This is a genomic window from Pseudonocardia sp. ICBG1142, from assembly GCF_020496255.1.
Lineage (GTDB): Bacteria > Actinomycetota > Actinomycetes > Mycobacteriales > Pseudonocardiaceae > Pseudonocardia.
Genome location: NZ_JAHLJC010000005.1, coordinates 675,167 through 701,135, shown reverse-complemented (window position 1 = coordinate 701,135; position 25,969 = coordinate 675,167). Strand labels below are relative to the sequence as shown.

General features: G+C 74.1%; 24 protein-coding genes and 1 pseudogene. 16 read left to right on the top strand and 9 right to left on the bottom strand.

Annotation, left to right across the window (positions count from 1 at the left end; all coding sequences use genetic code 11):
• Positions 1–97: 97 nt before the first annotated feature.
• From KPL59_RS08640 to KPL59_RS08625, 4 genes are all read left to right on the top strand, one after another.
• Positions 98–307 carry a hypothetical protein gene (locus KPL59_RS08640; RefSeq protein ID WP_020622443.1) on the top strand — a complete coding sequence of 70 codons (210 nt, stop codon included), beginning with the start codon at positions 98–100 and terminating at the stop codon, positions 305–307.
• A gap of 37 nt (positions 308–344) precedes the next feature.
• The gene (locus KPL59_RS08635) at positions 345–1,550 is read left to right on the top strand and encodes a CoA transferase (RefSeq protein ID WP_226360480.1); all 1,206 of its coding nucleotides are present in this window, start codon (positions 345–347) and stop codon (positions 1,548–1,550) included.
• A 9-nt stretch (positions 1,551–1,559) separates the two neighbouring features.
• A complete protein-coding gene (locus KPL59_RS08630) occupies positions 1,560–2,009 on the top strand; it encodes a VOC family protein (protein ID WP_226351709.1) in 450 nt (149 codons plus the stop codon).
• 115 nt (positions 2,010–2,124) lie between these two features.
• On the top strand, positions 2,125–3,423 hold the full coding sequence (locus KPL59_RS08625; RefSeq protein WP_226351710.1) for a DUF222 domain-containing protein: 1,299 nt from the start codon (positions 2,125–2,127) through the stop codon (positions 3,421–3,423).
• A gap of 19 nt (positions 3,424–3,442) precedes the next feature.
• On the opposite strand, the gene KPL59_RS08620 is transcribed toward KPL59_RS08625, so the two are convergent.
• The gene (locus tag KPL59_RS08620; RefSeq protein WP_020622439.1) at positions 3,443–4,057 is read right to left on the bottom strand and encodes a TetR/AcrR family transcriptional regulator; all 615 of its coding nucleotides are present in this window, start codon (positions 4,055–4,057) and stop codon (positions 3,443–3,445) included.
• A 77-nt stretch (positions 4,058–4,134) separates the two neighbouring features.
• On the opposite strand from KPL59_RS08620, the gene KPL59_RS08615 reads away from it, so the two are divergent.
• Positions 4,135–5,262 (top strand): nitronate monooxygenase family protein, encoded by a 1,128-nt coding sequence (locus tag KPL59_RS08615; protein ID WP_226351711.1) that lies wholly within the window; start codon positions 4,135–4,137, stop codon positions 5,260–5,262.
• Entirely contained in the window at positions 5,259–6,794 is a 1,536-nt protein-coding gene (locus tag KPL59_RS08610; RefSeq protein ID WP_226360479.1) for an acetyl-CoA acetyltransferase, read from the top strand. Before KPL59_RS08615 ends, KPL59_RS08610 begins: the two co-directional genes overlap by 4 nt.
• A gap of 12 nt (positions 6,795–6,806) precedes the next feature.
• Here the strand turns inward: KPL59_RS08610 and KPL59_RS08605 are convergent, their stop codons facing one another.
• A complete protein-coding gene (locus KPL59_RS08605; RefSeq protein WP_374111603.1) occupies positions 6,807–8,075 on the bottom strand; it encodes an aspartate aminotransferase family protein in 1,269 nt (422 codons plus the stop codon).
• A gap of 187 nt (positions 8,076–8,262) precedes the next feature.
• On the opposite strand from KPL59_RS08605, the gene KPL59_RS08600 reads away from it, so the two are divergent.
• A complete protein-coding gene (locus KPL59_RS08600) occupies positions 8,263–9,012 on the top strand; it encodes a MerR family transcriptional regulator (protein WP_226360478.1) in 750 nt (249 codons plus the stop codon).
• Positions 9,013–9,022: 10 nt separating this feature from the next.
• Here the strand turns inward: KPL59_RS08600 and KPL59_RS08595 are convergent, their stop codons facing one another.
• On the bottom strand, positions 9,023–11,461 hold the full coding sequence (locus tag KPL59_RS08595; RefSeq protein WP_226360477.1) for an FUSC family protein: 2,439 nt from the start codon (positions 11,459–11,461) through the stop codon (positions 9,023–9,025).
• Positions 11,462–11,563: 102 nt separating this feature from the next.
• Here KPL59_RS08595 and KPL59_RS08590 point away from each other — a divergent pair, with 102 nt between their 5' ends.
• The 3 genes and pseudogenes from KPL59_RS08590 to KPL59_RS36805 all read left to right on the top strand — a co-directional run bounded on the left by KPL59_RS08590 (position 11,564) and on the right by KPL59_RS36805 (position 13,534).
• Positions 11,564–12,463, top strand: coding sequence for an NADP-dependent oxidoreductase (locus KPL59_RS08590; RefSeq protein WP_226360476.1), 900 nt, complete (start codon positions 11,564–11,566; stop codon positions 12,461–12,463).
• Between the two features lie 131 nt (positions 12,464–12,594).
• Positions 12,595–13,251 (top strand): annotated as a pseudogene (locus KPL59_RS08585) (zinc-binding dehydrogenase); the annotation flags it as partial.
• Positions 13,252–13,351: 100 nt separating this feature from the next.
• On the top strand, positions 13,352–13,534 hold the full coding sequence (locus KPL59_RS36805) for a zinc-binding dehydrogenase (protein ID WP_308187846.1): 183 nt from the start codon (positions 13,352–13,354) through the stop codon (positions 13,532–13,534).
• An 88-nt stretch (positions 13,535–13,622) separates the two neighbouring features.
• On the opposite strand, the gene KPL59_RS08575 is transcribed toward KPL59_RS36805, so the two are convergent.
• From KPL59_RS08575 to KPL59_RS08560, 4 genes are read right to left on the bottom strand one after another with little or no spacing between them, the layout of a single operon-like run.
• On the bottom strand, positions 13,623–15,515 hold the full coding sequence (locus KPL59_RS08575) for a S9 family peptidase (protein WP_226360474.1): 1,893 nt from the start codon (positions 15,513–15,515) through the stop codon (positions 13,623–13,625).
• Positions 15,512–16,111 carry a hypothetical protein gene (locus KPL59_RS08570; protein ID WP_226351718.1) on the bottom strand — a complete coding sequence of 200 codons (600 nt, stop codon included), beginning with the start codon at positions 16,109–16,111 and terminating at the stop codon, positions 15,512–15,514. The genes KPL59_RS08575 and KPL59_RS08570 overlap by 4 nt, the downstream gene beginning before the upstream one ends.
• Complete coding sequence (locus tag KPL59_RS08565; RefSeq protein ID WP_226360473.1) at positions 16,108–17,403, bottom strand: MFS transporter; 1,296 nt, start codon at positions 17,401–17,403, stop codon at positions 16,108–16,110. Before KPL59_RS08565 ends, KPL59_RS08570 begins: the two co-directional genes overlap by 4 nt.
• The gene (locus KPL59_RS08560) at positions 17,400–18,035 is read right to left on the bottom strand and encodes a DUF3159 domain-containing protein (protein WP_020623319.1); all 636 of its coding nucleotides are present in this window, start codon (positions 18,033–18,035) and stop codon (positions 17,400–17,402) included. The genes KPL59_RS08565 and KPL59_RS08560 overlap by 4 nt, the downstream gene beginning before the upstream one ends.
• 138 nt (positions 18,036–18,173) lie before the next feature.
• On the opposite strand from KPL59_RS08560, the gene KPL59_RS08555 reads away from it, so the two are divergent.
• Genes KPL59_RS08555 through KPL59_RS08545 form a run of 3 tightly spaced genes read left to right on the top strand, consistent with a single transcriptional unit; the run spans position 18,174 to position 19,474 of the window.
• Positions 18,174–18,899: a MerR family transcriptional regulator gene (locus KPL59_RS08555; RefSeq protein ID WP_075333647.1), complete on the top strand. Its 726-nt coding sequence runs from the start codon at positions 18,174–18,176 to the stop codon at positions 18,897–18,899.
• Between the two features lie 26 nt (positions 18,900–18,925).
• Positions 18,926–19,108, top strand: a complete 183-nt coding sequence (locus KPL59_RS08550; protein WP_020623321.1) for a DUF4177 domain-containing protein — start codon at positions 18,926–18,928, stop codon at positions 19,106–19,108.
• 51 nt (positions 19,109–19,159) lie between these two features.
• On the top strand, positions 19,160–19,474 hold the full coding sequence (locus KPL59_RS08545) for a hypothetical protein (RefSeq protein WP_226360472.1): 315 nt from the start codon (positions 19,160–19,162) through the stop codon (positions 19,472–19,474).
• Here KPL59_RS08545 and KPL59_RS08540 read toward each other — a convergent pair.
• A complete protein-coding gene (locus KPL59_RS08540) occupies positions 19,459–20,223 on the bottom strand; it encodes a transposase (protein WP_226360471.1) in 765 nt (254 codons plus the stop codon). The two genes, KPL59_RS08545 and KPL59_RS08540, sit on opposite strands and share 16 nt — an antisense overlap.
• 124 nt (positions 20,224–20,347) lie before the next feature.
• Here KPL59_RS08540 and KPL59_RS36800 point away from each other — a divergent pair, with 124 nt between their 5' ends.
• The gene (locus KPL59_RS36800) at positions 20,348–21,106 is read left to right on the top strand and encodes a DUF1990 family protein (protein WP_226360470.1); all 759 of its coding nucleotides are present in this window, start codon (positions 20,348–20,350) and stop codon (positions 21,104–21,106) included.
• A gap of 224 nt (positions 21,107–21,330) precedes the next feature.
• Positions 21,331–24,402 carry a DUF3427 domain-containing protein gene (locus KPL59_RS08530; RefSeq protein WP_226360469.1) on the top strand — a complete coding sequence of 1,024 codons (3,072 nt, stop codon included), beginning with the start codon at positions 21,331–21,333 and terminating at the stop codon, positions 24,400–24,402.
• Positions 24,403–24,476: 74 nt separating this feature from the next.
• Here KPL59_RS08530 and KPL59_RS08525 read toward each other — a convergent pair whose 3' ends face one another.
• Positions 24,477–24,944 (bottom strand): hypothetical protein, encoded by a 468-nt coding sequence (locus KPL59_RS08525; protein WP_226360468.1) that lies wholly within the window; start codon positions 24,942–24,944, stop codon positions 24,477–24,479.
• 205 nt (positions 24,945–25,149) lie between these two features.
• On the opposite strand from KPL59_RS08525, the gene KPL59_RS08520 reads away from it, so the two are divergent.
• Positions 25,150–25,899, top strand: a complete 750-nt coding sequence (locus KPL59_RS08520) for a YoaK family protein (protein WP_226360467.1) — start codon at positions 25,150–25,152, stop codon at positions 25,897–25,899.
• Positions 25,900–25,969: the final 70 nt, after the last annotated feature.

Below are 25,969 nucleotides of genomic sequence, written 5' to 3'. Positions count from 1 at the left end.
GGCCGGTGCCACGACCCCGTACCGGCACCGCGCGATCCCGCGCGGCGCGGCACTCCGCCGCGTACCGGACACCACCTCAACCGAATCGACCATTCCTGTGCAGGCCTCCGTCCACCCACCCGTCACCGACCCCACCGTCCGGGGCGCCGTCGACCGGCTCACCGCCGAGTTCGCCGGCCGATTCCCCCAGGACCTCGTCGACCACGTCGTACGCGGCTCGCACCGCGACCTCGACGTCGTCTCCGCCGCCGCGCTCCCCGAGATGGTCGAGCGCCTGGCCCGTCAGCGGCTGATCGACCACCTCTGAGCCGTCCGGCCGCGCACGCCCGGGCAGGATGGTCGACATGTCGCGCCCGCTCTCCGGTCTGCACGTCGTCGAGTGCGCGAGTTTCGTCGCCGGTCCCACCGGTGGCATGACGCTCGCGCAGCTCGGTGCCTCGGTCGTCCGCGTCGACCCGCTCGGCGGCGGCCCCGACCACGGTCGCTGGCCCGCCGCCGGGAACGGCACCGGCGACTCCTACTACTGGGCCTCGCTGAACAAGGGCAAGCGCTCGATCAGCATCGACATGCGCTCCGACGAGGGCCGCGAGCTCGTCCTGGCTCTGGCGACGGCGCCGGGCCCGGACCGCGGCGTCCTCGTCGACAACGTCGTGGGCCGCCGCTGGATGGCCAACGACGCGCTCGTCGCACGTCGCCCGGACCTGGTGCACGTGCGCGTGCAGGGCTACCCCGACGGCCGTCCCGCCGTCGACTACACCGTCAACGCCGAGGCCGGGATCCCGCAGATCACCGGCAGCGAGGAGGGCGCGGCCCCGGTCAACCACGTGCTGCCGGCGTGGGACCTGGTCACCGGCATGTCGGTCGCGACGGCCGTGCTCGCCGGGGTGTACCAGCGTTCCCGCACCGGCGCCGGGGTGTACTCCGAGATCGCGCTGTCCGACGTGGCGCTGGCCGGGGTCGCGAACCTGGGCTGGCTCTCCGAGGCCGCCGAGCGCGGGCACGAGCGGCCGCGGCACGGCAACCACGTCTACGGCAGCTTCGGCGTCGACTTCGCCTGTTCCGACGGGAACCGGGTGATGGTCGTCGCGCTGACCCCGGCGCAGTGGAACGCGCTGGTGTCGGTCACCGGGACCGGCGACGTGTTCGCCGCCCTGGAGCCCGCGCTCGACGCCGACCTGTCCTCGGAGACCGAGCGCTACCGGCTGCGCGAGACGATCGCGGCGGTGCTGCGGCCGTGGTTCGCCGCGCGCGACTCGGCGACCGTCGAGTCCGAGCTCAACACCGCGCGGGTGCTGTGGGGCCGCTACCAGGGCATGACGCACGTGGTCGCCGAGCACCGCGCAGGTGGGCACCCGCTGCTCGCGGACCTGGCGCTGCCCGGCGGCGCCACCGGGATCACCGCACGCTCGCCGATCCGGTGGGACGCCGACCACGGCGACGCCGGCGCCGCCCCCGAGCTGGGCCGGGAGACCGACGAGGTGCTCGCCGACGTCCTCGGCCTCGACGAGCGCACCATCGGCGGGCTGCACGACCGCGGCGTCGTCGGGTAGAGAATCCCCGTGACCGACGCACAGCTGACCGAGGCGCGGTGGACCCACGTCGCGCTGCCGACCGGCGACCTCGACGCCGCCATCGACTTCTACACGACGATGACACCCCTCACGGTCGTCGAGCGCTTCTCCGACGACGCCGGGCGGAGCGCCTGGCTGTCCAACGCCGGTCAGGTCGAGACGCCGATGGTGCTGGTCCTGGTGTCGTTCGACGCCGACAAGGGCGGCGAGCTGGGCCTGCTGCGTCCCTTCGCCCACCTGGGGATCGAGGTGCCGACCCGCGCCGACGTCGACGCCGCCGCCGACCGCGCCCGGGACGCGGGGTGCCTGCACTGGGAACCCCGGCAGATGCCGGGGCCCGTGGGGTACATCTGCGCGCTGACCGATCCGGACGGGAACGTCGTGGAGTTCTCCCACGGGCAGAAGGTGTTCACCTCGGTGCGGGAGAAGTGGGGCTGAGGCCGCTCCCCCGTGCCCGCCCCGGTCGCGGCTCGCGACTGTCCTGAGACAGCACAGTCGCGGCTCGCGACCACGGACTAGCGGATCGAACGCATGTTCGAGTATCGTCGACGTCGTGACCGCCGTCCAGGAACCACCCACCCACTGCCCCGGTACGGGCGCGGGCGGGTTCCTGCGGGTCGACCTGCTGCTGGCCCAGATCGCCGTCGAGGACGCCGCGCACGAGGACCTGTCCGGGTGCACCGAGACCCAGCTGGTCGACCAGGTCCGCCAGATCGAGTCCCTCCAGGCCTCGCTCGCCGCGCTGCAGGCCACCCGGGTCCGGGCCTTCGCCCGCGCCCACGTCGAGAACCGCCTCGCCGACGCCGGTACCGCCGGGCACGGGGCCGACCCCGGGAAGCTCCACCGCAGTGTGGTCGCCCAGGTCCAGCTGGCCTGCCGGATCCCGACCGGCGAGGCACGGGCCCGGGTCGCGAACGCCCGTGACCTGCACGACGGGCTGGACCACGTCCGGGAGCTGCACGTGGTCGGCGAGCTCAGCGCCGCGAAGGTGGCCGCGGTCGCCGTCGAGTGCCGCGGCCTGACCGGTGCCCAGCGGGCCGCGGTGGACGCCCGACTCGCCGCGCACCGGGACCTCGCACGGCTCGGGATCGGCCGGCTGCGCGCGATGACCCGGCGGCTGGTCGCCGAGCTCGTCCCCGACCGGTTCCGCGCCCGCGTCCACGCCGCCAGAGCCGAACGACGGGTCACCCTCCGGCCGGCGCCGGACGCCATGAGCTACCTGACCGCCTACGTCCCCGTCGAGCAGGGCGCGGCCTGCCTCGCCGCCCTGCAGAGGGCCTTCACCGAACTCTCGGTGAGCCCCGAGCCGCTGACCCGCACCCGCGGACAGGTCGCCGCCGACACACTCGTCGAACGCGTCACCGGGCAGAGGTCCGCGACTGCGGTCGACCTGGAGGTCCAGGTGACCGTGCCGGTGCAGGCGCTCCTCGATCCCGGGTCGCCGCTCCCGGCGGAGATCCCCGGGCTGGGGCCCGTCCCGGTCGAGCTGCTCGCCACCTCCGACGGTGCCACGTCGGTTCGCCGGTTGCTCACCGACCAGGGCATCGTGATCGGCGGCGACTCCCGCAAGCGCACCTTCACCGGGCTGCTCGCCACCCTGGTCAGGGCCCGGGCCGGCCACCGCTGCACCGAACCGTACTGCGACGCCCCCGTCCGCCACCTCGACCACATCGAACGCGCCGCCGACGGTGGGCCCACCACGTTGGAGAACGGGCGCGGGGTGTGCGAGTTCCACAACCACGTACGCGAACAACCCGGCTGGCACGTCGCCCGCGCCCCGGACGGGACCGTGGCCACCACGACACCCACCGGGCACACCTACTACGGACCGGGCCCGCCGGCACCGGCCTGACCGAGCCGACCGACGCCGCCTACGGCGAGGGCTGAGCCCGCGCCCGTACCCCGGCCAGGACGGTGTCGACGACGGCAGCCGCGTAGCCGCGGCCGCCGTCGCGGGCGGCGAGGTGCGCGGGGGTGGTCGCGACGTGGTTGCGCACCGCCCCCGCAACCAGGTCCGCCACCAGCGCCACCGAGGTCCCGGCCGGGAGCTCGCCGCGGTCGATGCCGCGGCGCACCATCGTCCGGGCGCCGCGGACGTGCTCGGGGTAGGCGTCGTCGGCGAGCGCGGCCGCGATCTCCGGGACCCGGTGGGAGTCGACGAGCAGCCGCTCGACCAGGCGACCGTCGTCGCTGGTGGCGAACGCCGTCCACTGCTCGGCGAAGGTCACCAGGTCCTCGCGCAGGGAGCCGGTGTCGATGTCGGCGACGAACCGGGCCCGGTCGCGCACCGCGGCCACCAGCAGCGCGGCCCGGGTCGGCCAGCGCAGGTACAGCGACCCCTTCCCGATCGACGACCGGCGGGCCACCTCCTCCAGCGACAGCCCTGACCAGCCGCGTTCGCCGTAGACCTCGCGGGCGGCGGCGAGCGCGCGACGGTCGACGTCCGGGTCGCGCGGACGTCCGCTGCGGCGCGGCGACGGGGGCACGGCGGCGATCCTGCCAGACGTCGTTGTGACCACCGACCCACTTCTGGACGCTGGCCGTCCGTAATAGGCTCGGCGGTGTGATCAGGACAGCGCTGACCGATCTGCTGGGCGTCGAGCACCCGATCGTCGGGTTCAACCGGTCCCCCGCGGTGGTGACCGAGGTGAGCCGGGCCGGTGGGTTCGGGGTGCTCGCGGCCGTGTCGTACACCGCCGACGAGCTCGACGCGCAGCTGCACTGGATCGAGGAGCAGCTCGACGGGCGGCCCTACGGCGTCGACCTGCTCGTCCCGGAGAAGACCGCCGACCCCGGCGCCGACCGGGAGGACCTGGTCGCCGCACTGCGCGCACAGCTCCCGGCCGAACACCTCGCGTTCGTCGACGACCTGCTGGACCGCTACGGCATCCCACGGCTGCCGGCCGACCCCGGGCGGGACGCGATCGCGGCAGGGATGAGCCGGCGCGGCGCCGAGGCCCAGCTCGACGCCGTGTTCGCGCACCGGCCCGCGCTCGTCGCGAACGCGCTCGGCACCGCGCCACCGCACCTCGTGGAGCGCGCGCACGACGCCGGGATGGCCGTCGCCGCCCTGGTCGGGACCCGGCGGCACGCCGAACGGCAGCTGGCGGCCGGGGTCGACGTGCTCGTCGCGCAGGGCACCGAGGCCGGTGGGCACACCGGCACGATCGCGACGACCGTGCTCACCCCGGAGATCGTCGGCATCGCCGGGGACCGTCCGGTGCTGGCCGCCGGCGGCATCGCCTCGGGTGACCAGATGGCCGCCGCGCTCGCGCTCGGCGCGGCCGGGGTGTGGTGCGGCTCGGTGTGGCTGTCCAGTGTGGAGGACGTGGCGCCGGAGTCGGTGAAGCGCAAGTTCCTCGCCGCGGGCAGCGGCGACACCGTCCGCTCCCCCGCCCGTACCGGCAAGCCCGCCCGGCAGCTGCGCAGCGCCTACCACGACGCCTGGGAGGCACCCGGCGCGCCGGCGCCGCTGCCGATGCCGCTGCAGCCGCTGCTGACCCTGCAGGCCTGGTCGAGCATCGACGCCGCCGCCGACGCCGGGAACGCGGGCGCGCAGGAGCTGCAGTCGTTCTTCGTCGGGCAGGTCGTCGGCGCGTTCACCGAGCTGCGCGGCGCGGGCGAGATCACCCGGGAGATGGCGCGCGGGTGCGAGCAGCGCATCGCCGCGCTCGCGGGACTGGTCCGATGAGCCTCGACCCGCGCACACCCGTCGTCGTCGGGGTCGGGGAGGCCTCCGAGCGGATCGGCGAGCCCGGCTACGCCGCCCTGTCGCCGGTCGGGCTCGGGGCCGCCGCGGCCGCCGCGGCGCTCGCCGACACCGGCGCGGACCCGTCGGCGGTCGCGGCGGCGCTGACCGTCGTCGCCGGGGTGCGGCAGTTCGAGATGTCGCTCCCGGGCGCCGTCGCGCCGCTGGGCCGGGCGGACAACTACCCGCGCGCGGTCGCCCGCCGGGGCGGCGCCGACCCGGAGCGGGCGGTGCTCGACGTCGTCGGCGGGCAGTCCCCGCAACGGCTGGTCACCGAGTTCGCCGGCGCGATCGCCCGCGGCGAGGCCGGCGCGGTGCTTCTGGTCGGGGCCGAGGCGATGTCGACGATGCGGCACATGATGTCGCGCCCCACCGACGAGCGGCCCGACCACGGCGAGCACGTCGGCGGCACGCTGGAGGACCGCGGGTACGGCTCCGAGCTGCGCAGCCCGGTCGCCGGGGAGCACGGCGTGCGCACCCCGGCCGGCTACTACGCGCTGTGCGAGAACGCCCGCCGGGCCCGGCTCGGGCTCGACCGGGACGCCTACGCCCGCGGGATGGGCGCGCTGTTCGCGCCGTTCACCCGGGTCGCCGCCGGGCACCCGCACGCCGCCGCACCGCGCGTCCGCACCGCCGAGGAACTCGTCACCGTCGACGACCGGAACCGGATGATCACCGACCCGTATCCGCGGTTCCTGGTCTCGCGCGACCAGGTCAACCAGGGTGCCGCGGTCGTCCTCACCTCGGTCGGCACCGCCCAGGACCTGGGAATCGCCCCGGAACGGTGGGTGTTCCTGCACGGCCACGCCGACCTCACCGAGAAGGCCGTGCTCGACCGCCCCGACCTGGGCGCCTACCCGGCAGCCGAGGCCGCCGTACGGCACGCCCTGGAGCTGGCCGGGACCGGTGTGGACGACCTGTCCGCGATCGACCTGTACTCCTGCTTCCCGATCGCGGTGTCCAGCGTCGCCGACCCGCTCGGTCTGGCCGCCGACGACCCGCGCGGGCTCACCGTCACCGGTGGGCTGCCGTTCTTCGGCGGGCCGGGGAACGACTACGCGATGCACGCGATCGCCGAGGTCGTGCGACGCCTGCGGGCCGACCCGGGCACCTACGGCCTGGTCGGGGCGAACGGCGGGTTCCTGTCGAAGTACTCCGCCGGGGTCTACTCCACGCGCCCCACCCCCTGGCGCGACGACGACAGCGCCGCGATCCAGGCCCGGCTCGACGCCGTCGCCACCGTCCCGACGACGACCGCGGCCGACGGGGCGGCGACCGTCGAGACCTGGACGGTGCGCCACCGCCGCGACGGCAGCCGGGACGCGGTCGTCGTCGGCCGGCTCGACGATGGTGGCGCGCGGTTCGTCGGGCGCGGCGACGACGACGAGCTGCTGGAGCTGCTCGACGGCGACCCGGCCGGGGCGGCGGTCCGGGCCCGGCCCGACGGTGACCGCACGCTCGTCACGGCCGGCTGACGGGCCCCCGGGTCACCCGCGTCGACCCGCCTCGCCCAGGGCCGTGCCCAGGATCTCCACACCGCGGCGGATCTCGTCCTCGGTCGCGGTCAGCGGCGGCGCGATCCGGAACGTCCCGCCCATGCCGGGCAGCTGCACGATGTTCATGTGCAGCCCCAGCTCGGCGCACCGCATGGTGACGGCCGCACCGAGCGCATCGGTGTCGGAGCCCGCCAGCTCCAGCCCGACCAGCAGGCCGCGGCCGCGGACGTCGCCGATCGTCCCGGACGTGCGGGCCAGGTCCCGCAGACCGTCCTGGAGCAGCGAGCCCAGCTCGTGGGCGCGCAGGTCGAGCCGGTCGCGGGTGAGCACGTCGAGCACGGTGAGCCCGACCGCGGCCGGGAGCGGGTCGTTGACGTGGGTGGTGAAGAACAGGAAGCCGCGCTCGTGCGCGACCTGTTCGATCGCGGCCGTGGTGAGGACGGCGGCCAGCGGCAGGCCCGCCCCGAGCGTCTTGGACAGGGTGAGGATGTCGGGGACCACGCCGTCGCGCTGGTGGGCGTACCAGTCGCCGGTGCGGCACAGACCGGTCTGGGCCTCGTCGAGGATCAGCAGCATCCCGCGCTCGTGGCACTTGTCGCGCAGCGCCGCCAGGTAGCCCGGCGGCAGGTCGACGACCCCGCCCGAGGACAGCACCGGCTCGACGATGCAGGCCGCGAGGCTGCCGACGGACTGGGCGTCGATCAGGGCGAACCCGAGGTCGAGCTGGCGGCGCCAGTCGAGCTCCCCGGCGTCGTCGACGAGGTCGGGGCGGTAGCGGTCGGGTACCGGCAGCGCGAAGTTGCCGGGGGCGGCGGGCCCGTAGCCGGCGCGGCCGGCGACGTAGGTCGCGTTCGCCGCGGCCTGGGTCATCCCGTGCCAGGACCGGGCGAAGGACACGATCTCGTGGCGGCCGGTGACGAGCTTGGCCATCCGGATCGCGGCCTCGTTGGACTCCGCGCCGGTCGTGAGCAGCATCGCCCGGTCCAGGCCGCCGCCGACCGAGGCGCACAGCCGTTCGCACAGCTCGATCACCGGCCGCGACAGCATGCCGCTGTAGAGGTGGTCGAGCCGGCCGACCTGCTCGCGGACGGTCGCGACGATCTCCGGGTGCGCGTGCCCGAGGATCGCGCTCATCTGACCGGAGGTGAAGTCGAGCAGCTCGCGGCCGTCCTCGAAGGTGACGGTGCTGCCGTGGGCCCGGGCGACGACGCCGGGGGTGAACCCGCCGCGGCCGGAGTAGCGGATGAGGTGCTCGGTCACAGCCAGGTCCTCTCGCGGGTACGGACGGTCCGGGCGACGGTGTCGTCGACCGGGGTCGGAGCGGGCCCGGCACGCCGACCTCCCCCGGCGCAGTCTGGCATCCCGGCCGGACCCGGGTCTGCCCGCCGACGGGACGACGGATGCGGCAAGGTGGAGGGCGGAGCAGGAACCGGACGAGGGGGACGTCGTGACCTGGAGCACCCGTGAGGTCGCCGAGCTGGCGGGGACCAGCCTGCGGGCGGTGCGGCACTACCACGAGATCGGCCTGCTGGCCGAGCCCGATCGGCGCGCGAACGGCTACAAGCAGTACGGGGTGGCGCACCTGGTGCGGCTGCTGCGGATCAAGCGGCTCGTCGACCTCGGGTTCTCGCTGGCCCAGATCTCGGAGATGAACGATGTCGGGACGCATCCGGAGGAGGCCGCCCGCGCGCTGGACGCCGAGCTGGCCGCCACCATCGAGCGGCTGCAGCAGGCCCGCGCCGAGCTCGCGCTGATCCTGGACCGCGCCGCACCGACCGACCTGCCCGCCGAGTTCGCCGGGGCCGCGGACCAGCCGATGTCCGACGCCGACCGGTCGCTCACCCTCGTCCTGCCGCGGGTGCTGGGCTCGGAGCGGCTGCAGGCCGTCGCGGACATGCTGGCCGAGGCCCGACCCGACCCGGCGCAGGAGCGGTTCGACACGCTCCCCGCCGACGCCGACGAGGCCACCCGCCAGGAGCTCGCCGACCGGATGGTGCCGTACATGCGCGCGCTCTACGAGACCCATCCCGGTCTGGTCGCGCCGAACACCGACGCGCCGATCGGCGAGCAGCGGGCCGAGCAGACCCTCGGCCGTGCGATGCGCGAGCTGTACAACACCGCCCAGCTCGACGTGCTCGTCCGCGCAGGGAAGGCGCTCGCCGCGGAGCGCGACGGTGAGCCGGCCCCACCGACCTGAGCGCCCGTCCTCAGGCGTGACCGACGCACGCCCGCCCGACCGCCCGTGCCGGTCCGCGCAGCGGGAGCCTGCCCCCCGCGGGCACGGGCGCCGGCGCCGGACGGGTGAGGGGCGCGGCCAGCACCACGTCCGGCAGCACCGTCCCCGGCGCGAGGTGCACGTGCTCACCGTGCGGCACGGGCCCGGCGACGGCCGGGGCCGCGACGAGCAGGTGCGTCCCGGCCGGCACGCGGACGGCGAACCCGCCGTCGTCGCCGGTGGTGACACGGTCCAGCTGGCGGCCCGCCCCGTCGACGACGGTGACCGTCGCCGCGGCGGGGGCGCCGTCGGGGCCGCGGACCCGCCCGACCGTGGCCGGGACGGACCCGTCGTCGCCGGTCTCCAGCAGCGCCGGGAGCTCGGCGGCCAGCAGCCCCGCCTCACGGGCGAGCGCGGCACCGCGCCCGGTCCCGCCGGCCGGGCCGATCAGCAGGTCGAGCACGCCCGCGCAGCTGCCCGCGGGGACCGGTCGCCCGGCGACGGCGTCCGCGGTGAGCTGCGCGAGCCGGGCGCAGGCCGCGGTCAGTGCCGGGGTCCCGGACACCCCTTCGGCGGAGCGGGCCAGGCGCCGCGCGTGCTCGGCGACGGCGGTGCAGGCGGTCAGCTCGTGCACGACGTCGCGGTGGGTGGAGCCCAGCCAGGTCCGGGCCAGCGGGCGCCCCAGCAGCAGCGTCTGGTGCAGCGCGGCGTCGAGTGTGCGCGCCACGGCGCGTAGGTCCTCGCACGGGCCGGGTCGGCGCAGCGCACGGTCGACCGTGCCCAGCAGCTCGGCCAGCGCGTCGAGCAGTCCGCGCCGGGCCTCCTCCGCGGCGGACCGGGTCCGGGTGGGCAGCACGAGCACCGACACCGCGCAGCCGACGAGGCCGCCGGTCACGGTCTCCTCCAGCCGCAGCACCATCAGGTCCACCGTGAAGGTCCCGAGCAGCGCGTAGAGCTCGCCGAGCATCAGCGTGATGAAGAAGATCATCAGCGCGTAGGAGAGCCGGAACAGGTAGAGCGCGCCGAACATGCTGAGCAGGATCACCGGAAGCACCACGGCGACGTCGGGTCCCAGCACCGGCACGAGCGCGATCGCGCCGACCAGGCCGATCATGGTGCCGACGATGCGGTGTGCCGCCTTGCGCACCGTCTCGGCGACGGTCGCGGTGCCGGTGAACGCGATGAACGCCGCCAGCACCGCCCAGTAGTAGCGCTGCTCGGACAGCGCGTCGCCCACCGCGATCGCGAGGGCGGTGGCGACCGCGACCTGCACCGCCTGGCGGGTGGTCAGCGACAGCCGTGAGGCGGGGCGGCCGGGGTCCGGCGGGCGGTGCAACCGGGTCACCGTGCCCGCCGAGCCGGGCAGGTTGCCCCCGAACAGCTGAACGGCGGGGGCGAACGCGGTGTCGCGGGCGCCCTCCTCCCGCACCGCGTCGAGGGCGGCGGTCCACTCGGCGCGGGCGTCGGCGAGCACCGTCGCGTCGACGGCGAGCCGGCGCGGCGCCGGGGCCGCCACCCGGTCGGCGACCCGTCCGGCCCGTTCGCGCACCGCGTCCCAGCGGCCGCCGTGCAGGGCGGTGAGGACCGCACGGGCGTCGTCGCAGTCGAGGGCGTCGGGCCCGACCCGGGTCAGTGCGGTCACGGCCAGCTCGGCGTCGAACACCGCCCGGCGGACGATCCGGGCGGCGTCGTCGTCGGCGACGGCGGCCGGGGTCCCCAGCTGCCCGTCGATGACCAGCGCGGCCTCGTTCACGCGGACCAGCAGACTCGCCAGCCGGGCCTCGACGCGGGCCCGCCCGGCGGTACCCGGGGCGTGCTCGGCGAGGGCCAGCACGGTCCCGGCGAGACCGGCGAGCCGCGCCTCGAACGAGCGCAGCATCCGGCGGAGCACACGGTCGTTGCGGACCGGGAGCAGCACCAGCGTCAGCAGCATCACCCAGGCGATCGCGACCGCGACGACGAACGCCACCCCGGGCAGCATCTCCGGGCGCAGGCTCAGGAACAGGGCGAAGAAGTAGCCCATGAACCCGCCCATGCCGCAGACGAAGAACCGCAGCCCGAAGCGCCGCACCCAGACCGCGACGAACACGACCACGACGAACGCGGTCAGCGACGCGAGCCGGTTCCGGTCGACGAGCAGCGCCACGCCCATCCCGGCGAGCATCGACAGTCCCAGGAAGCACAGCGTCACCGCCTGCCCGGCGCGGGTGGCGTCGACGACCCCGAACGAGGACAGCATCGCCACCACCGCCCCGAGCATCATCGGCACCAGCGGCGGGGTGCCCGTCGCCGTCGCGACGAGGTACTCCACGCCCAGCGCGGTGGCGATGGCCAGCACGGCCCGGACCGCCGAGACGAGGCGGACGAGGCCGGGGTCGGAGGCGACGAACCGGTCACGGATCCGGAGGAGGCGTTCGGACGCGGTCGGCACAGTCCGTTGCATATGCTAACGATATACCGGATCGTGATCTTCGCACAGCCCGGGCCCGCCGGACGTAGCGTGGGACCCTAGGAACGATCACGGAGGTGGCGGGTGCGCGGGTACGGGTTCGTGGCGGCGGGTGGCCCGGAGCAGCAGGCGTTCGTCGAGGTCGAGGAGCCGCGACCCGGGCCGGGTGAGCTGCTCGTGCGGGTCCGGGCGGCCGGGGTCAACCCGGGCGACTGGCGGATGCGCGACGGTGACTACGGCGTCGCCGGGCCCGCCGTGCTCGGCCGCGAGGTCGCCGGGACCGTGCTGGAGGTCGGCGACGGCGTCACCGGGTTCGCCCCCGGCGACGAGGTGTTCGGCGGCTGCCCGGACATGCAGGGCGGGTGGGCGCCGCGGGCGCGGGTCATCGCCGGCTTCGCCGCGCACCGCCCACCCGGGGTCACCCCCGAACAGGCGGCGGTGCTGCCGGTCGCCGCGGGCACCGCCTGGGACACCCTCACCAACCTCGACCTCCCCGCCGGGGCGACGCTGCTGGTCAACGGGGCGGGCGGCGGGGTCGGTCTGCCGCTGGTGCAGCTGGCCCGCCGCCGCGGGCTGACCGTCGTCGGCACGGCGAGCCCCGGCAAGCACGCCCTGCTCGCCGGGTTCGGCGCTGTGCCGGTGGCCTACGGCGACGGCGTCGCCGACCGGATCCGCGCGGCAGCACCGGGCGGGATCGACGGGGCCCTGGACCTCGTCGGCGGCGACGCGCTGCGTGCGGTGGCCGGGCTCGTCCCACCCGCGACGCTGTACTCGATCGCGGACAAGCCGCTGGTCGCGCAGCTGGGCGGGCGCGACGTCACCCGCGACCGCAGCACCGCCGTGCTCGACGCGCTGGCCCGGCTCGTCGCCGAGAACGAGCTCGACACGATGGTGCGCGAGGTCCGCCCGCTGGACGAGGCCGGGGCCGCGCTGGCGCTCGTCGAGGACGGCCACGTCACCGGCAAGGTCGTCCTCGTCCCCTAGGGAGTGGAGGTGCTCGGGAACGGCGACCACGCCGTGATCCATCCCGACACCCCGGCCGGGACGACCGTCACGGTGGCACCGCACGGGGAGGACCTTGACGTGACGTCGAGTTGAGGTCGGACCCTGATCGCATGCGTGCGATCAGGGTGGACGAATTCGGTGGACCGTCGGTGCTGCGCCCCGTGGAGCTGCCGACGCCGGAGCCGGGGCCGGGCGAGGTGCTGGTGGGCATCGAGGTGGCCGGGGTGTTGTTCCTGGACACCCTGATCCGGCGAGGCGCCGCGCCGGCATTCGGCACCACCCCGCCCTACGTCCCCGGCCGCGGCGCCGCGGGCCGGGTCCTGGCGGTCGGGCCCGGGGTACCGCCCTCGTGGGTCGGGCGACGGGTGCTCGTCGACGGGCCCGACACCTACGCCGCGGAAGTCGCGGCGCCGGTCCCGTCGCTGGTCCCGGTGCCCGACGGGCTCGACCTCGCCGACGCGATGGCCCTCCTGCACGACGGCGGCACGGCACTCGCACTCGTCGAGGCGGTGGGGGTGAGCCCGGGCGAAACCGTGCTGGTCCTGCCCGCCGCGGGCGGGGCCGGTTCGGTTCTCGTGCAGCTCGCGCACCGGGCGGGGGCGCGGGTGATCGGGGCCGCGCGCGGACCCAAGCTCGGCCTGGTCCGCTCCCTCGGGGCAGACCTGGCGGTCGACTACGGCGAGCCCGGCTGGGCTGACGCGCTCCGGCGCCGGGTCGGCCAGATCGACGTGGTGGTCGACGGTGTCGGCGGAACCCTGGGCGCCGAGGCGTTCGGGCTGGTCGCCGAGGGCGGTCGCTACTCCGGCTACGGCAACGCGGGCGGGACGCCCCGTCACCCGCTCCGCCCCCGGCGTGGAGGTCCGCGGCGTGGCACAGCTCGCCGACTTCGCCGACGGCCGCCGCGCCCGCCAGGAACGCGTCCTCGCCGAGGCCGCCGCCGGGCACCTGCACCCGGTGGTGGGCAGGGAGTTCGCCCTCGACAAGGCCGCCGACGCCCACACCGCCCTGGAGAACCGCGAGATCGCAGGCAAAGCCCTGCTCCGTCCCTGAGGGCCCACCACACCGAGCCCGCGGGTCGACCACCCCGAGCGGACGGGTCAGGTCCGGCTCGGGCGATGCGGACGTCCGGGAGACCGGCTCACCGCTCCCGGTCGGCCCCCAGGTGGGTGGCGAGGAACCGGTCGGCCGTCTCGAACATCGTCACCAGGTTCTCCGGGTTGACGATGGCGTGGCCCTCGTCGCCGAACACCAGGTACTCCACGTCCACCCCGCGTCCGCGCAGCGCCGCCACGAGGTTGTCGGACTCGGCGCGCACCACGCGGACGTCGTTGGCGCCCTGCACCACCATCAGCGGGGTGCGGATGTCGTCGACCCGGGTGATCGGTGAGCGGGCCAGCATGTCCGCCTCCTGGGCGGGGTCGGCGGGGTCGCCGACGTAGCGGAACCAGTTGTTGACCAGGCCGGGGCGGGTGAACTCCGGGACGGTGCGCAGGAAGTTCGCCAGGTCGGAGATGCCGACGTACTCCACCGCCGCGGCGAAGCGGTCCGGGGTGAACGCGATCCCGACCAGGGTGGCGTAGCCGCCGTAGGAGCCGCCGAACATCGCGACCCGGTCCGGGTCGGCGTACCCGCGGGCGACGGCCCAGTCGACGGCGTCGATCAGGTCGTCGTGCATGGCGCCGGCGAACTCCCCGACCGCGGCCTCCATGTGGGCGCGGCCGAACCCGTAGGACCCCCGGAACTGCGGCTGCAGCACCGCGTAGCCGCGGTTGGCCCACAGCTGCACACTCGGGTCGAAGCCCCACCAGTCCCGCGCCCACGGTCCGCCGTGCGGCATCAGCACCAGTGGCAGCCGCTCGGGCGCCACACCGACCGGCAGCGTCAGGTAGGCGAGCATCTCCCGGCCGTCGCGGGCGGTGATCGTGACCGGCTCCACCGGCGCGAGCTGCCCTGGGTCGAGGTCGGGGCGCTGGCGGAACAGCAGCCGCGACTCGCCCGTGGCGCGGTCGTGGAACCAGGTCTGCGGGTCGCGGTCGTGGACGAACGTCGCCACCCACCGACGGCCCTCGACGTCGCCGGAGACCGCGCTCAGGTCGCCGTCGCACAGGTCGCGCAACGCGGCGAGCACCTCGGCGAAGTCAGGGTCGACGGCCCGGATCTCCTGCCGCGCACCGAGGTAGCGGACGCCGAGCAGCTCACCGGTGCCGCGGTGGCGGATCAGCGCCGACGGCAGGCTGGGGAAGATCTGGGCACGGATGTCGATGTCGTGCTCGGGGTGCCGGTCGACCACGGTGACCTCACCGGTGGTGGTGTCGAGCCGGCCGAGGTGCAGGCGGTCGCCGTCGCCGTACGTGCCGACCCAGATGCCGGTGCCGTCCGGGGTCGGTTCGTAGGGGTACACGCCGAGCGGGTGGGCGTCGCCGTCGAAGGTCGCGACCAGGTCGTCGCCGCGCCACACCCGTCCGACGCCGTCCGCGGTGAGGGTCTCGCGCAGCAGCTCGTCGCCGACGAGGGTCCAGCCGTCCCCGCCGCCCGGACTCTGCGCGAGCACCGTCATCTCCCCGGTCGCGACGTCGAGCTCGCACAGGTCGAACTCGACGGGGTTGCGGGCGTTGCTCTGCAACAGCAGCCTCCCGGGGCGTTCCGGGCGCTGCTCGACACCGAACGCCGTCGCGCCCTCGAACGGCGTGAGGTCGACCGCGGGCGCGTCCGGCGCGGTCAGGTCGACGCGGAACACGTGCCAGTTCTCGTCACCACCGGTGTCCTGCAGGTAGAGCAGGTAACGGGGGTCGTCGGTCCAGAAGTAGCGCAGCACGGTGCGGGTCTCGTCGGCGGTGACGCAGCGCTCGCCGCCACCGTCCACGTCGGACACCCACACGTTCAGGCGCCCCTTCCACGGGGCCAGGAAGGCGATGCGGGTGCCGTCCGGGGAGAGGGTCGCGGCGGTGCGGTCGGGCATCCGCAGCAGGTCACGGGCGGGGATCCGGTCGGGCAGGGCCATGGTGGTCTCCAGGGTCGGGTCGGCGGTCACAACGCAGTCCAGATCGTCTCGGCGTCGACGACGCGGTGGCGGCGCCAGGTCAGCGCGCGCTCGGCCGCGGCGACGACACCGGCGACCAAGAGGCCCGTGTTCAGCCAGCCGGGAAGGGTGATCGGCGAGGTGAAGGTCCCGAACCTGGCGGCGACGGCGTCGATGCCGGTGAGCAGCTCCAGCGCCACCGGGACGGCCAGGACGAGGTTGACCAGCAGTACGGCGACGGCGACCGCCGCGATCGTGCGGCTCACGGCGGGCGAGCGACGGGCGAGCTGCGCGCGGCGGTGCTCGAGCGTCCCGGGCACCGGGGGCAGCCGCCGCTCCCCGCCGTCGTCGGTGACCAGGTGCATCCGGGTGATGCCGTAGAGGCCGGCGTCGACCTCGATCCGGCCGCCCGGCACCGGCAGCGACGCCGGCATCCCGGCCCGCGCGACCTCCTCCCCGTCGCGGTAGAGGCGGGCATCCCAGTCGCGGGACATGTCGACCTCGACGGTCCACTGCGCACCGGGGCCGCCGGTCTCGGGGAGGTGGGTCGCGTACAGCGAGCGGTGCAGGATCTCGTGGCGACGCAGCGGCCGCAGCCGCCGGCTCACCGGACACCTGCCGTCACCGGCGGGGCGAGGGCGTCGGCCGCACCCGGCTCGCCGGGTTCTCCGGGCTCACCGAGGTCACGGAACGCGGGCGTCACCAGCGCGACGAGCGCGGTGCCGACCGCGACCGCGGCGAGTGCGATCCCGGCCGCGCCGAGGCCGGAGGTCGAGGCCAGCGCCGCGACCGGCGCCGCGGTCAGTGCCGGTGCGGCGAGCAGCAGGGTGTTCTGCGCGCCCAGGACCCGGCCACGCAGGGCGTCCGGGGTGGCCTCGATCGTGAGCACCCCGAGCACCGCGCCGACCGGGGCGTTGGTGAACCCGACGAGCGCGGCGGCACCGAGCACGAGCCACGGCGAGGCGAGGCTCCCGACCAGCGCGAACCCGGCTCCGAAGCCGAGCATCCCGAACACGAACCAGGTCCGGCGCCGCACCCGGTTCACCAGCGCCGCGTACAGCACTGAGCCGGCCAGGCCGCCCGCGGCGAGTGCGCTGAGCGTCAGCCCGGCGAGCGCGGGCAGCTCCAGAGCCGTGAAGTAGGCCGGCATCAGCGTCGTCTGCAGGGCCGCGATGACCGCGACCAGCACCGCCGACACCAGCGTCGCCCCGAGCACCAGCCGTTGCCCGGCCAGGAACACCCACGACTCCGCGAGATCCCGCACGGCCCTGCGCACCGCACCCCCCGGAGCGGTGCGCAGCACCCCCTCGACCCGACCGGCCCGCGGGTCGAGCAGTGCCGCGGTCAGCGCCGTGAGCAGGCTCGTCGCCGCGGTCACCACGAGCACCGTCGACGCCGGGCCGGCGAACGCGACCAGCAGGCCGCCGACGGCCGGACCGGCCAGCAGCAGGACGTTGGCCAGGTTCTCCCGCAGCGCGACGAGCCGGTCGAGACGGCCCGGGCGCGGGTCGAGCCGGACCAGTGCCGGGAGCAGGACCTCCTGCGCGGTCATCGCGGGCACCCGCACGACCGCGCCCAGCACACCGAGCACCAGGAAGGCGGTCATGCCCAGCCCCCACAACGCGTCGACGACCGGCAGCGCCGCGACCACCGCGGCCCCGAGCACCCCGGCGACGACGGTGACCAGCCTGCGGTCGACCCGGTCGACCACCAGACCCGAGACCAGCCCGGTCAGCGCGGACGCCGTCGTCGTCACCGTCGCCAGCACGCCCGCGGCCAGCACGTCCCCGGTGCGCTGCAGGACCAACAGCGGCAGGACCGCCGCCATGATCCCGCCACCGAGCAGGGTCAGCCCGTAGGCGGTGAGCCACAGTGCCGGGCTGCGTCGCAGCGCCCTCACCGGACGAGGGCCTTCGTGCTGCGGCGGAACGCCCAGACGACCACCAGCGCGGCCAGCACGGTCAGCGGGGTGCCCATGGCGACCCGGGCGACGCCCAGCCCGCCGGTGGACTCGGCGACGTAGAGCCACTGCTGGATCCCGAACCGCGCGCCGAACACCAGCGCGGCGGCTGCCGTGGCGAGGTCGTGGGCGCGCAGGACCGCGGGCGTCGAGCGCCAGGGGTGCCTACCGCCGTGCATCGCGTTCCAGATCACGCCGGTGAGCGGCCTGCGGACCAGCAGCGAGCCGGCGGTGACGACGAACCCGGCCAGCGCGGCCCAGATGCCGATCGCGAAGAAATCGCGCGCCGACCCGGTCCAGGCGACGACCCCGGCCGCCAGCGCGACGCCCAGCAGGCTGCCGACCGCCGAGCTGAACCTCTCTCCCTGCAGCAGCCGGTACCCGAACAGGGCCAGACCGGTCGCGACGGCGATGCCGATGGTCAGCGGCAGGGACAGGAAGGCGTTCGCCGTCACGAACACGATCACCGGGATCGTCGAGTAGACGAACCCCGCGGTCCCGCCCATCTGGTCGAGCAGGCTCGGGGTGGCGCGGTCGCGGGTCTCGTCCTGCTGCGGCTCGGTCATGGTCATGCCGTCCTCCCTCGTCGTGGTGTGCTGCGACGAGGGAAGTCCGTGCCGCTGCGGCACACTCAAGCCGAAGGCCCTGGTGTGTGGTCCAGGTCACTACCGGCTTGACCATGCCGCGACGGCACGGTGTGGGCTCCTCCCATGACGTGGAGCACCCGGGAGGTCGCCGAGCTGGCCGGCACGAGCCTGCGGGCGGTGCGGCACTACCACCAGGTGGGGCTGCTGGCCGAGCCCGAGCGACGATCCAACGGGTACAAGCAGTACGGGGTCGAGCACCTCGTGCGGCTGCTGCGCATCAAGCGGCTGGCCGATCTCGGGTTCTCGCTGCCGCAGATCGCGGACACCCTCGACGAGGGCGACCACCCCGAGCAGGCACTGCGCACGCTCGACGCCGAGCTCGCGGCCACGATCGAACGGCTGCAGCGGGCCCGCCTCGAGCTCGCCACCATCATCGACCGCCGGGCCCCGGCGGACCTGCCGGTGGCCATGGCGCCGGCGCAGGCGGCCGCGCTGACCGAGTCCGACCGGTCGGTGGTGCTGCTCATGAGCCGGTTCATGGGGCCGCGCAAGCTGACCGCCTACGGCGAGCTGCTGCGTGACCTGCCGGCCGACCCGACCGACGGCGAGTTCGACCACCTGCCCGCCGACGCCGACACCGAAGCCCGCGCCGACCTCGCCGAACGGATGGCGCCGTACGTGCGGCGGATCCAGGAGGCCCATCCGGACCTGGCCGGCCCGGACGACGACGCCCCGCGCGGCGCGCGGGTCCTCGCGGAGACGACGAGCGCGGCGATGCGGGAGCTCTACAACCCGGCCCAGGTGGACGTCCTCGTCCGCCTCTCGGCACTGCTGCGGGCCACCGACTGACCACCCGTTCACGGAGAGGACGACCGATGTTCGAACACAAGGTGCTGAAGTACAAGCTCGGCTGGAAGGGCTTCGACTATCCCGGGATGGAACAGGAGCTCAACGAACTCGGCTCCCAGGGATGGGAGACGGTCGGGACGATCGTGCCCGCGGTCGGAGCGGGGCAGACCATCGAGATCGGGGTGATCCTCAAGCGGGCACGGGGGTGACCCGGACGGGCCGCGCCGCGTCGATCGGCGCGCAACGGGTACCCCGCAGGCGTGCCCGACTCCGACGCGTCGCCGCGACGCCACCCGTTCGACCTCGATCCGCGCTTCGGCGCGGCGCTGCTGCCGTTCGGGGTGGGCGATCCGTCCGACGCCCACGTCGACCTCGACGACGACGGCCTGCGGGTCCGCTTCGGGTTCTTCTCGCTCGCCACACCGGTCCGGAACCTGGCGGGTGCCCAGCTCACCGGCCCGTTCCGCGCGGTGAAGGCACTCGGCGCGCGACTGTCGCTCGCCGACCGGGGCGTGACGTTCGGCAGCGCCACCGAGCGGGGAGGCTTATTCAGGCTCCGTCAGGTAAGTGTGTAGAAGATGAGTCCGATGACTGCCGAGATTGTCGTTTTAAATGTGGCGTAGGGCCGCCGGTAGTCTGCGTGGAGAACTTTCCACGTTTTGATATGGGCGATGACTCGTTCGATGGTGGCGCGTGTGTGGTTGAGGCTCTTGTTGAATGTTTTTTGCCAGTCGAGAAGTTCCCGGCCGGGTGGTTTTTTGAACGGGGTGAGCATGCCGCGCCCGATGTATCCTTTATCGCCGATCGGGGGGTATGCGGCGAGGTGGTCGAGGGCGCCGGATTGGTCGAGGCAATATAGGTCGTGTCGGGAGCCTGGGGTCGGGTCGGAGATCCACGACAGCTGCCCTTCCAGGGTGGCTGCGACCTGGACGACGACGCCGGTGGTGCGATGCTTGCCCGACCACAGACCCGGCACCGCGGCCCATGACCAGCAGGGCAGCAAGGTTCCATCGATGATGTACTGCCGATCGGCACGAAGCTCCTCTGCCGTCGGAACGACACTCCGCAGCGCCTGTGCCAGCAACGGTGTCACCCCCGTGATCGCTCGACTAACCGTCGACTGCGACACCCCATAGGTTTCCGCCAACTCCCACTGCACACGATTCCCGCGCAGATACGCCAACGTGATCACCACCGACCAGAACAACCCCAGAACCGGCGGCCAAGACAAACGTGCCTCCGTCGCGTCCCGCTGATCCTGCTCATACACTATAGCGACAAGATCCTGAATTTCATCACGCCGGAAACCAGTGGTATAGTACATACTGCGGCAGCCCGTTCATCTCGGATTGATTCGGCAAACCAATATTCGCGATGGACGGGCTGTCGCCCAACCCGACACGCCGGGCTAGATCGTTATTTCACGGGGCCTGAATAAGCCTCGGGGTGTGTGCATCCGGTTCCACCGCCCCGTCCCGGCACTCGACCCGTTCGGCGCGCTGCGACACCCCGGGATCACCGTGACCGTCGCCGACCCGGAACGGCTGGTGGCGGCGGTGGAGCGCTACGCGGAACGGACCCGGCTGACCACGGCACGGCGCACGGAACCGACGCCCCAGCCGGGCCCGGTGCGCCGCGCCGGAGCGGTGTTGCGCTATCCCGCGGGACTCGCCCTCACCGCCACGCGCTACCTGCGCCGCCTGCCGCACATCGACCGCGCCGAGGCGGTCGGCGATGCCTCCGACCTGCCGCCGGCGCTGCCGGAGGAGCTGGTCGACGCGCACGTGAAGACGGTCGAGGAGGGGTCCGGACCGCTGCTGCACCGCGTCTTCACCGTCGACGTGCGCGACAGCGGTCTCGACGCGGCCGCCCTGATGGAGCGGGTGTGCGCCGACCTCGACCGCCTCGCCCCGTCCGAGGTCGTCACCTTCCGCAAGACGCGCGGGCGGCTCGGTGAGCTCGTCGTGGGTGACGAGTACGTGGTGCTCATGCCGGCACCGTGGAACGGGCCGGTCCGGGTGGTGCACCGCGACGCGACGTCGTTCCGGTTCGCGACACTGGCCGGTCATCTGGAGGCCGGGCAGATCGAGTTCTCCGCGAGCGACGACGACCGGGGCATCGGGTTCCGCATCGAGACCTGGTCGCGGCCCGGGGACCGGGCGGCGGCGCTGGCGTTCGACGTGCTGCGGATCGGCAAGGAGATCTAGCTGCACATGTGGACGCACTTCTGCCTACGCGCCGGGGACCTGTCGGGCGGCCGCGTCCCCGACGGGGTGCGGGTGCGGACCCGGCGTGCGTCCTGGCCGCCGCGGGGTGGCCCGCGGTCGTGAGCCGCGGGGCCCGGCGGGACACGGCCGGGTGACACGCCGGCCGGCCGGCAGCGATGTGCGAGGACCACGCCGCTGTCGGTGGTACCCGGCAAGCTGGTGCCGTGAGCGAACCCCTGCGCGCCGGGGCGCATGAACGCCTGCGCACCGCCCGGCTCGACGCCGCGCTCGCCGCGGTTGGCGACCTGACCCCCCGCTTCGACGAGGTGGAGGAGGCGACCCAGCCGCGGGTGCTGTCCCGGCACGTGGCCGGGGTCGTCGAGCAGGCGCTCGCCGACCGGGACCCGGAGCAGCGGGTCGCACTGGTCAACCGGCTCCTCGCCCAGGTGGAGCGCGAGGAGCAGCTCTCCGCCGACCTGCAGCAGCTCATCGCTCTGACCCGGGAGATCGCGCCCGGTGTGCACGAGGTCCGGCGCCCGCTGACTCCGCTGTCGGACGCCGCGCTGTTCACCAACGCCGCCGGAGAACCGACTCTGCATACCGCGCTGCAGTCCGAGCTGACCAGCGCCGACCGGGTCGACCTCCTGTGCGCCTTCATCCGCTGGCACGGCATCCGGCTGCTGGAGACCGAGCTCGACGTGCTGCACGAGCGGGGCGTCCCGTTCCGGGTCATCACCACCACCTACATGGGCGCCACCGAGCAAAGGGCGGTCGACGAGCTCGTCCGCCGGCACGGCGCCGAGATGAAGATCAGCTACGCGAGCGCGACCACCCGACTGCACGCCAAGGCCTGGCTGTTCCGCCGGGACTCCGGGTTCGACACCGCGTTCGTCGGCAGCTCGAACCTGTCGCGGTCCGCGCTGGTCGACGGCCTGGAGTGGAACGTCCGGCTGTCCTCGGTGGCCACACCAGAGCTGATCCGCAAGTTCACCTCGACGTTCGACTCCTACTGGGCCGCGCCCGACTTCGCCTCCTACGACCCGGACCTCCCCGCCGACTCTCAGCGTCTCGCCGACGCCCTGGACCGTCGTGCGGACGACACCGCCCCGCTGCCGGGGCTCCACGTCCGCCCGTTCCCGCACCAGGAGCAGATCCTGGAAGCCCTCGCAACCGAGCGTGAGGTGCACGACCGGCACCGCAACCTGGTCGTCGCCGCGACCGGGACCGGCAAGACCGTCGTCGCGGCGCTGGACTACGCACGGCTGCGCCACGCCCACCCCCGGCTGCTGTTCGTCGCGCATCGCGCCGAGATCCTCGACCAGTCTCGGCGCACCTATCGCACCGTGCTCGCAGACGGCGCCTTCGGCGAGACCTACGTCGGCGGCGACCGGCCGCAGCGTTGGAACCACGTGTTCGCCTCGGTGCAGTCGCTGGCGTCCTACGGGGTGGAGAACATCCCGCCCGACCACTTCGACGTCGTCGTGATCGACGAGTTCCACCACGCGGCTTCCCCCACCTACCGCGCAGTGCTCGACCATCTGCGGCCCGCCGAGCTGCTCGGTCTGTCTGCGACTCCTGAACGCTCCGACGGCATCGACGTCCGGGACCTGCTCTTCGAGGGACGGACTGCCGCCGAGCTGCGTCTGTGGGACGCGCTGTCTGCGGACCTGCTGGTGCCCTTCCACTACTTCGGGGTCGCCGACGACGTCGACCTCACCGGGATCGAGTGGACGCGCGGAAGCTACGACGTCACCTCCCTCGACGGCCTCTACACCGGCAACGATGCCCGCGCCGCCAAGGTCATCCGCGAGGCCCGCGCCAAGGTCACCGACGTGACGGCGATGCGAGCACTGGGGTTCTGCGTCTCGGTCGCGCACGCCGAGTACATGGCGCAGGTGTTCACCGCGGCCGGCATCCCGAGTGAGGCGGTCACCGGGCAGACCGCCCGCGACGACCGTGATGGCGCCCTGCGGCGGCTGCGGGACGGCCGGGTGAACTGCCTGTTCGCCGTCGACGTGTTCAACGAGGGCCTCGACGTGCCGCAGGTCGACACCGTCCTGCTATTGCGCCCCACCCAGAGCGCCACGGTGTTCCTCCAACAGCTCGGCCGCGGACTGCGCCGCGCCCCGGACAAGGCGGTACTCACCGTCCTGGACTTCATCGGCCAGCACCGCCGCGAGTTCCGCTTCGACCTGCGTTACCGGGCGCTCACCGGCAGCAGCCGGGCCAGGGTCGTGCGCGACGTCGAGGAGGGCTTTCCGTTCCTGCCGTCCGGGTCGGCGATGGTGCTGGACCCGGTCGCCCGCGACATCGTGCTGGACAACGTGCGCAGCCGGCTCCGCCTGTCCCGCAAGGACCTCGTCGCCGACGTCCGCTCACACGGCGCGTCGGCCCTGGCCCGCTACCTGCGCGAGTCCGGCGGTGAGCTCGCCGACGTCTACCGCGGCAGGGGCTCCTGGACGATGCTGCGTCGCGATGCCGGACTCACCGTCGCCACTCCCGGCCCGGACGAGACCGTGCTGCTGCGCCGGCTCGCCGTGCTCACCCATGTCGACGACCCGGAGCGGGCCGCGGTCTACGCGCGGGTTGCGGACCCGGCGGGCCCTGCCTACGCCGAGCTGACCGACCGTGAACGGTGGCTGGCGCGGATGCTGTTCTTCCAGCTCTGGCCCGATCGCGGGGGCTTCGACAGCTACCAGGCCGGGATCGACCACCTCCGCCGCCACCCCGCGGTGTGCGCCGAGATCGGCGAGCTGACCGCGTTCACCCTCGACCAGGCCCGGCACCTCCCGCGCTCGCTCGGCGAGGGACTGCAGCACGTGCCGCTGCAGAGCCACGCCCACTACCGGCGGGAGGAGATCCTCGCCGCGCTGGACTGGGCCTCGATGACCCGCAAGGCATCAGGGCACGCCACCGGGGTGGTATGGGCCGAGCAGACCCGGGTCGACGCGCTGCTGGTCAACCTTCACAAGACCGAACGCCACTTCTCCCCCACCACGATGTACCGCGACTTCGCGCTGCAGCCGGACCTCTTCCACTGGGAGTCGCAGAACGCGGCCTCCCCGGAGACGGGGATGGGGCGCCGCTACCTCGGCCACGCCGACCAGGGCAGCCACGTGGTGCTGTTCGTCCGGGACTCCCCCGACGACGACATCGGACCCGGCGCACCGTTCCTGTGCCTGGGCGCCTGCACCTACGTGTCCCACGAGGGCCGCAAGCCGATCGCAATCACCTGGAAGCTGCGCCGCTCCATGCCGGGTGAGACGTTCCGGGCGGCGAGCGTCGTGGCGTCCTGACCCGGAGCGGACATCGTGCCGGCCGCGTCGCCGCCGGCCGGAGAACAGATCCGTCCGGACACTCGCCCACCGGTTCAGCCTCCCCCACTCGACGCGGCGGCCGCGTTCTGCTGCTCCCACACCGAGAGCACGACCGCGACGACGAACAGCTGCGCCGGCAGGCTCAGGCCCGGCAAGGTCGCCTCGGCCCCGCCTCGCCACCAGCTCGACTTCCGGATCGTCCCGACGGTCCTGTCGCCCTCGACGAGGTGCTGCTCGGAGCTCCACACCGAGGCCCGGCGGAAGCGGTAGGACCGGCCGTCGGCGGTGACGGTCCAGTGCTTGCGACCAGCCCGCTCCGCCGTGGCGACGACGGTCCCCGCGGAGTCGGTCATCGTGTAGGTCCTGCCCCAGACGGTCGATACGATCCGGTACTCGCGGCCCTCGACCTGGATCTGCCCGCCGGAGCGCCACCAGTGCGAGCTGAAGGTGCTGACCGGCGCGCCGTCCTGTGTGAACTCGTAGTCGCGGCGCCATACGCTCGTCCGCTCCGCACGCAGCATGGGGCAATCGAACCATCCGGGTCCTCGGCACACCGCGCAGGCCGGGTGGGCGGGGACTCGGCCAGGCTGTCGGCGGCACGCATCCCATGCGGTCCCGTCAGCGTTCTGTCAGGTCTGCACCCACGAGGCTCACCGGGTCGGAGGTGAGCTGACCATTGCCCACCGCTTAGCCTCGCCTTAGGCCGAACGGTCGAATGCTCCGGTCGTGCTCGCAACAGATCATGACAAGCAGTCGGCCCGGATCTTCGCGGCGGTACCGCTGCTGCTGGCCGCGGCGGCGGGCGCCCTGGACGGGGCCTCGTTCACGGCGTTCCACGACGTGGTCGTCAGCGCCATGACCGGCAGCTTCGTGGCGCTCGGCCGGGGGCTGGGGTCGGCCCCGGCGCTCGCCCCCGCGGCCTGGGCCCTGGGCGGCTACGTGCTGGGCCTGGTCGCCGGCACCGTGACGGCCGGTCTGGCCGAGCGGAGGCTGCCGGCCCGGGGCGCCGTCGGGGTCACGCTCGGCCTGGAGCTCGCGGTCCTGTCCGCGTTCGGCCTCGCGTGGCTGCTCGGCGGTCCCGGACACACCTTCCCCGTCGAGCCGATGATCGGGACGGCGACCCTGGCCATGGGTCTGCAAGGGGCGGCGCTGCGCCGGGTCGGCCCGGCCGGCACCCCCACCAACTACTTCACCGGGGTCGTCACGAACTGGGTGTCGGGCATGGTCGACCCGGCCGGGCGCAGCTGGAACCCCGGAGCCGGCGCCCGCATCGCGGTCTTCGTCGTCGCCGTCGCGGCGACGGGCTCGCTGCACCGGGTCCTCCCGGTCGGGGTCGTCGCGGTGCCGATGACCCTGGTCGCGGCCGCGACGGCACTCGCCGCGGCCGCGGCGCGCTCCCGGCGACCGGTCGGGCTGCGCCCGGACGACCGCCCCGCGGACCGTGCCCGGTCGATGGTGGCCACGGGCAGGGCGTGAACGTGGACGGTGACGGAATCGTCCCCGTCGGGCAGTCTGTCCCGGGTGGCCGCAACGGCGCGGCCGCGCC

Excerpts from the sequence above, each read along its gene's own strand:
- KPL59_RS08555 (WP_075333647.1), top strand. The coding sequence starts at position 18,174 with ATGACGTGGAGCACCCGGGAGGTCGCCGAGCTGGCCGGCACGAGCCTG.
- KPL59_RS08540 (WP_226360471.1), bottom strand. The coding sequence starts at position 20,223 with ATGTACTATACCACTGGTTTCCGGCGTGATGAAATTCAGGATCTTGTC.
- KPL59_RS08550 (WP_020623321.1), top strand. The coding sequence starts at position 18,926 with ATGTTCGAACACAAGGTGCTGAAGTACAAGCTCGGCTGGAAGGGCTTC.
- KPL59_RS08560 (WP_020623319.1), bottom strand. The coding sequence starts at position 18,035 with ATGACCATGACCGAGCCGCAGCAGGACGAGACCCGCGACCGCGCCACC.
- KPL59_RS08610 (WP_226360479.1), top strand. The coding sequence starts at position 5,259 with ATGAGCCTCGACCCGCGCACACCCGTCGTCGTCGGGGTCGGGGAGGCC.
- KPL59_RS08525 (WP_226360468.1), bottom strand. The coding sequence starts at position 24,944 with ATGCTGCGTGCGGAGCGGACGAGCGTATGGCGCCGCGACTACGAGTTC.
- KPL59_RS08635 (WP_226360480.1), top strand. The coding sequence starts at position 345 with ATGTCGCGCCCGCTCTCCGGTCTGCACGTCGTCGAGTGCGCGAGTTTC.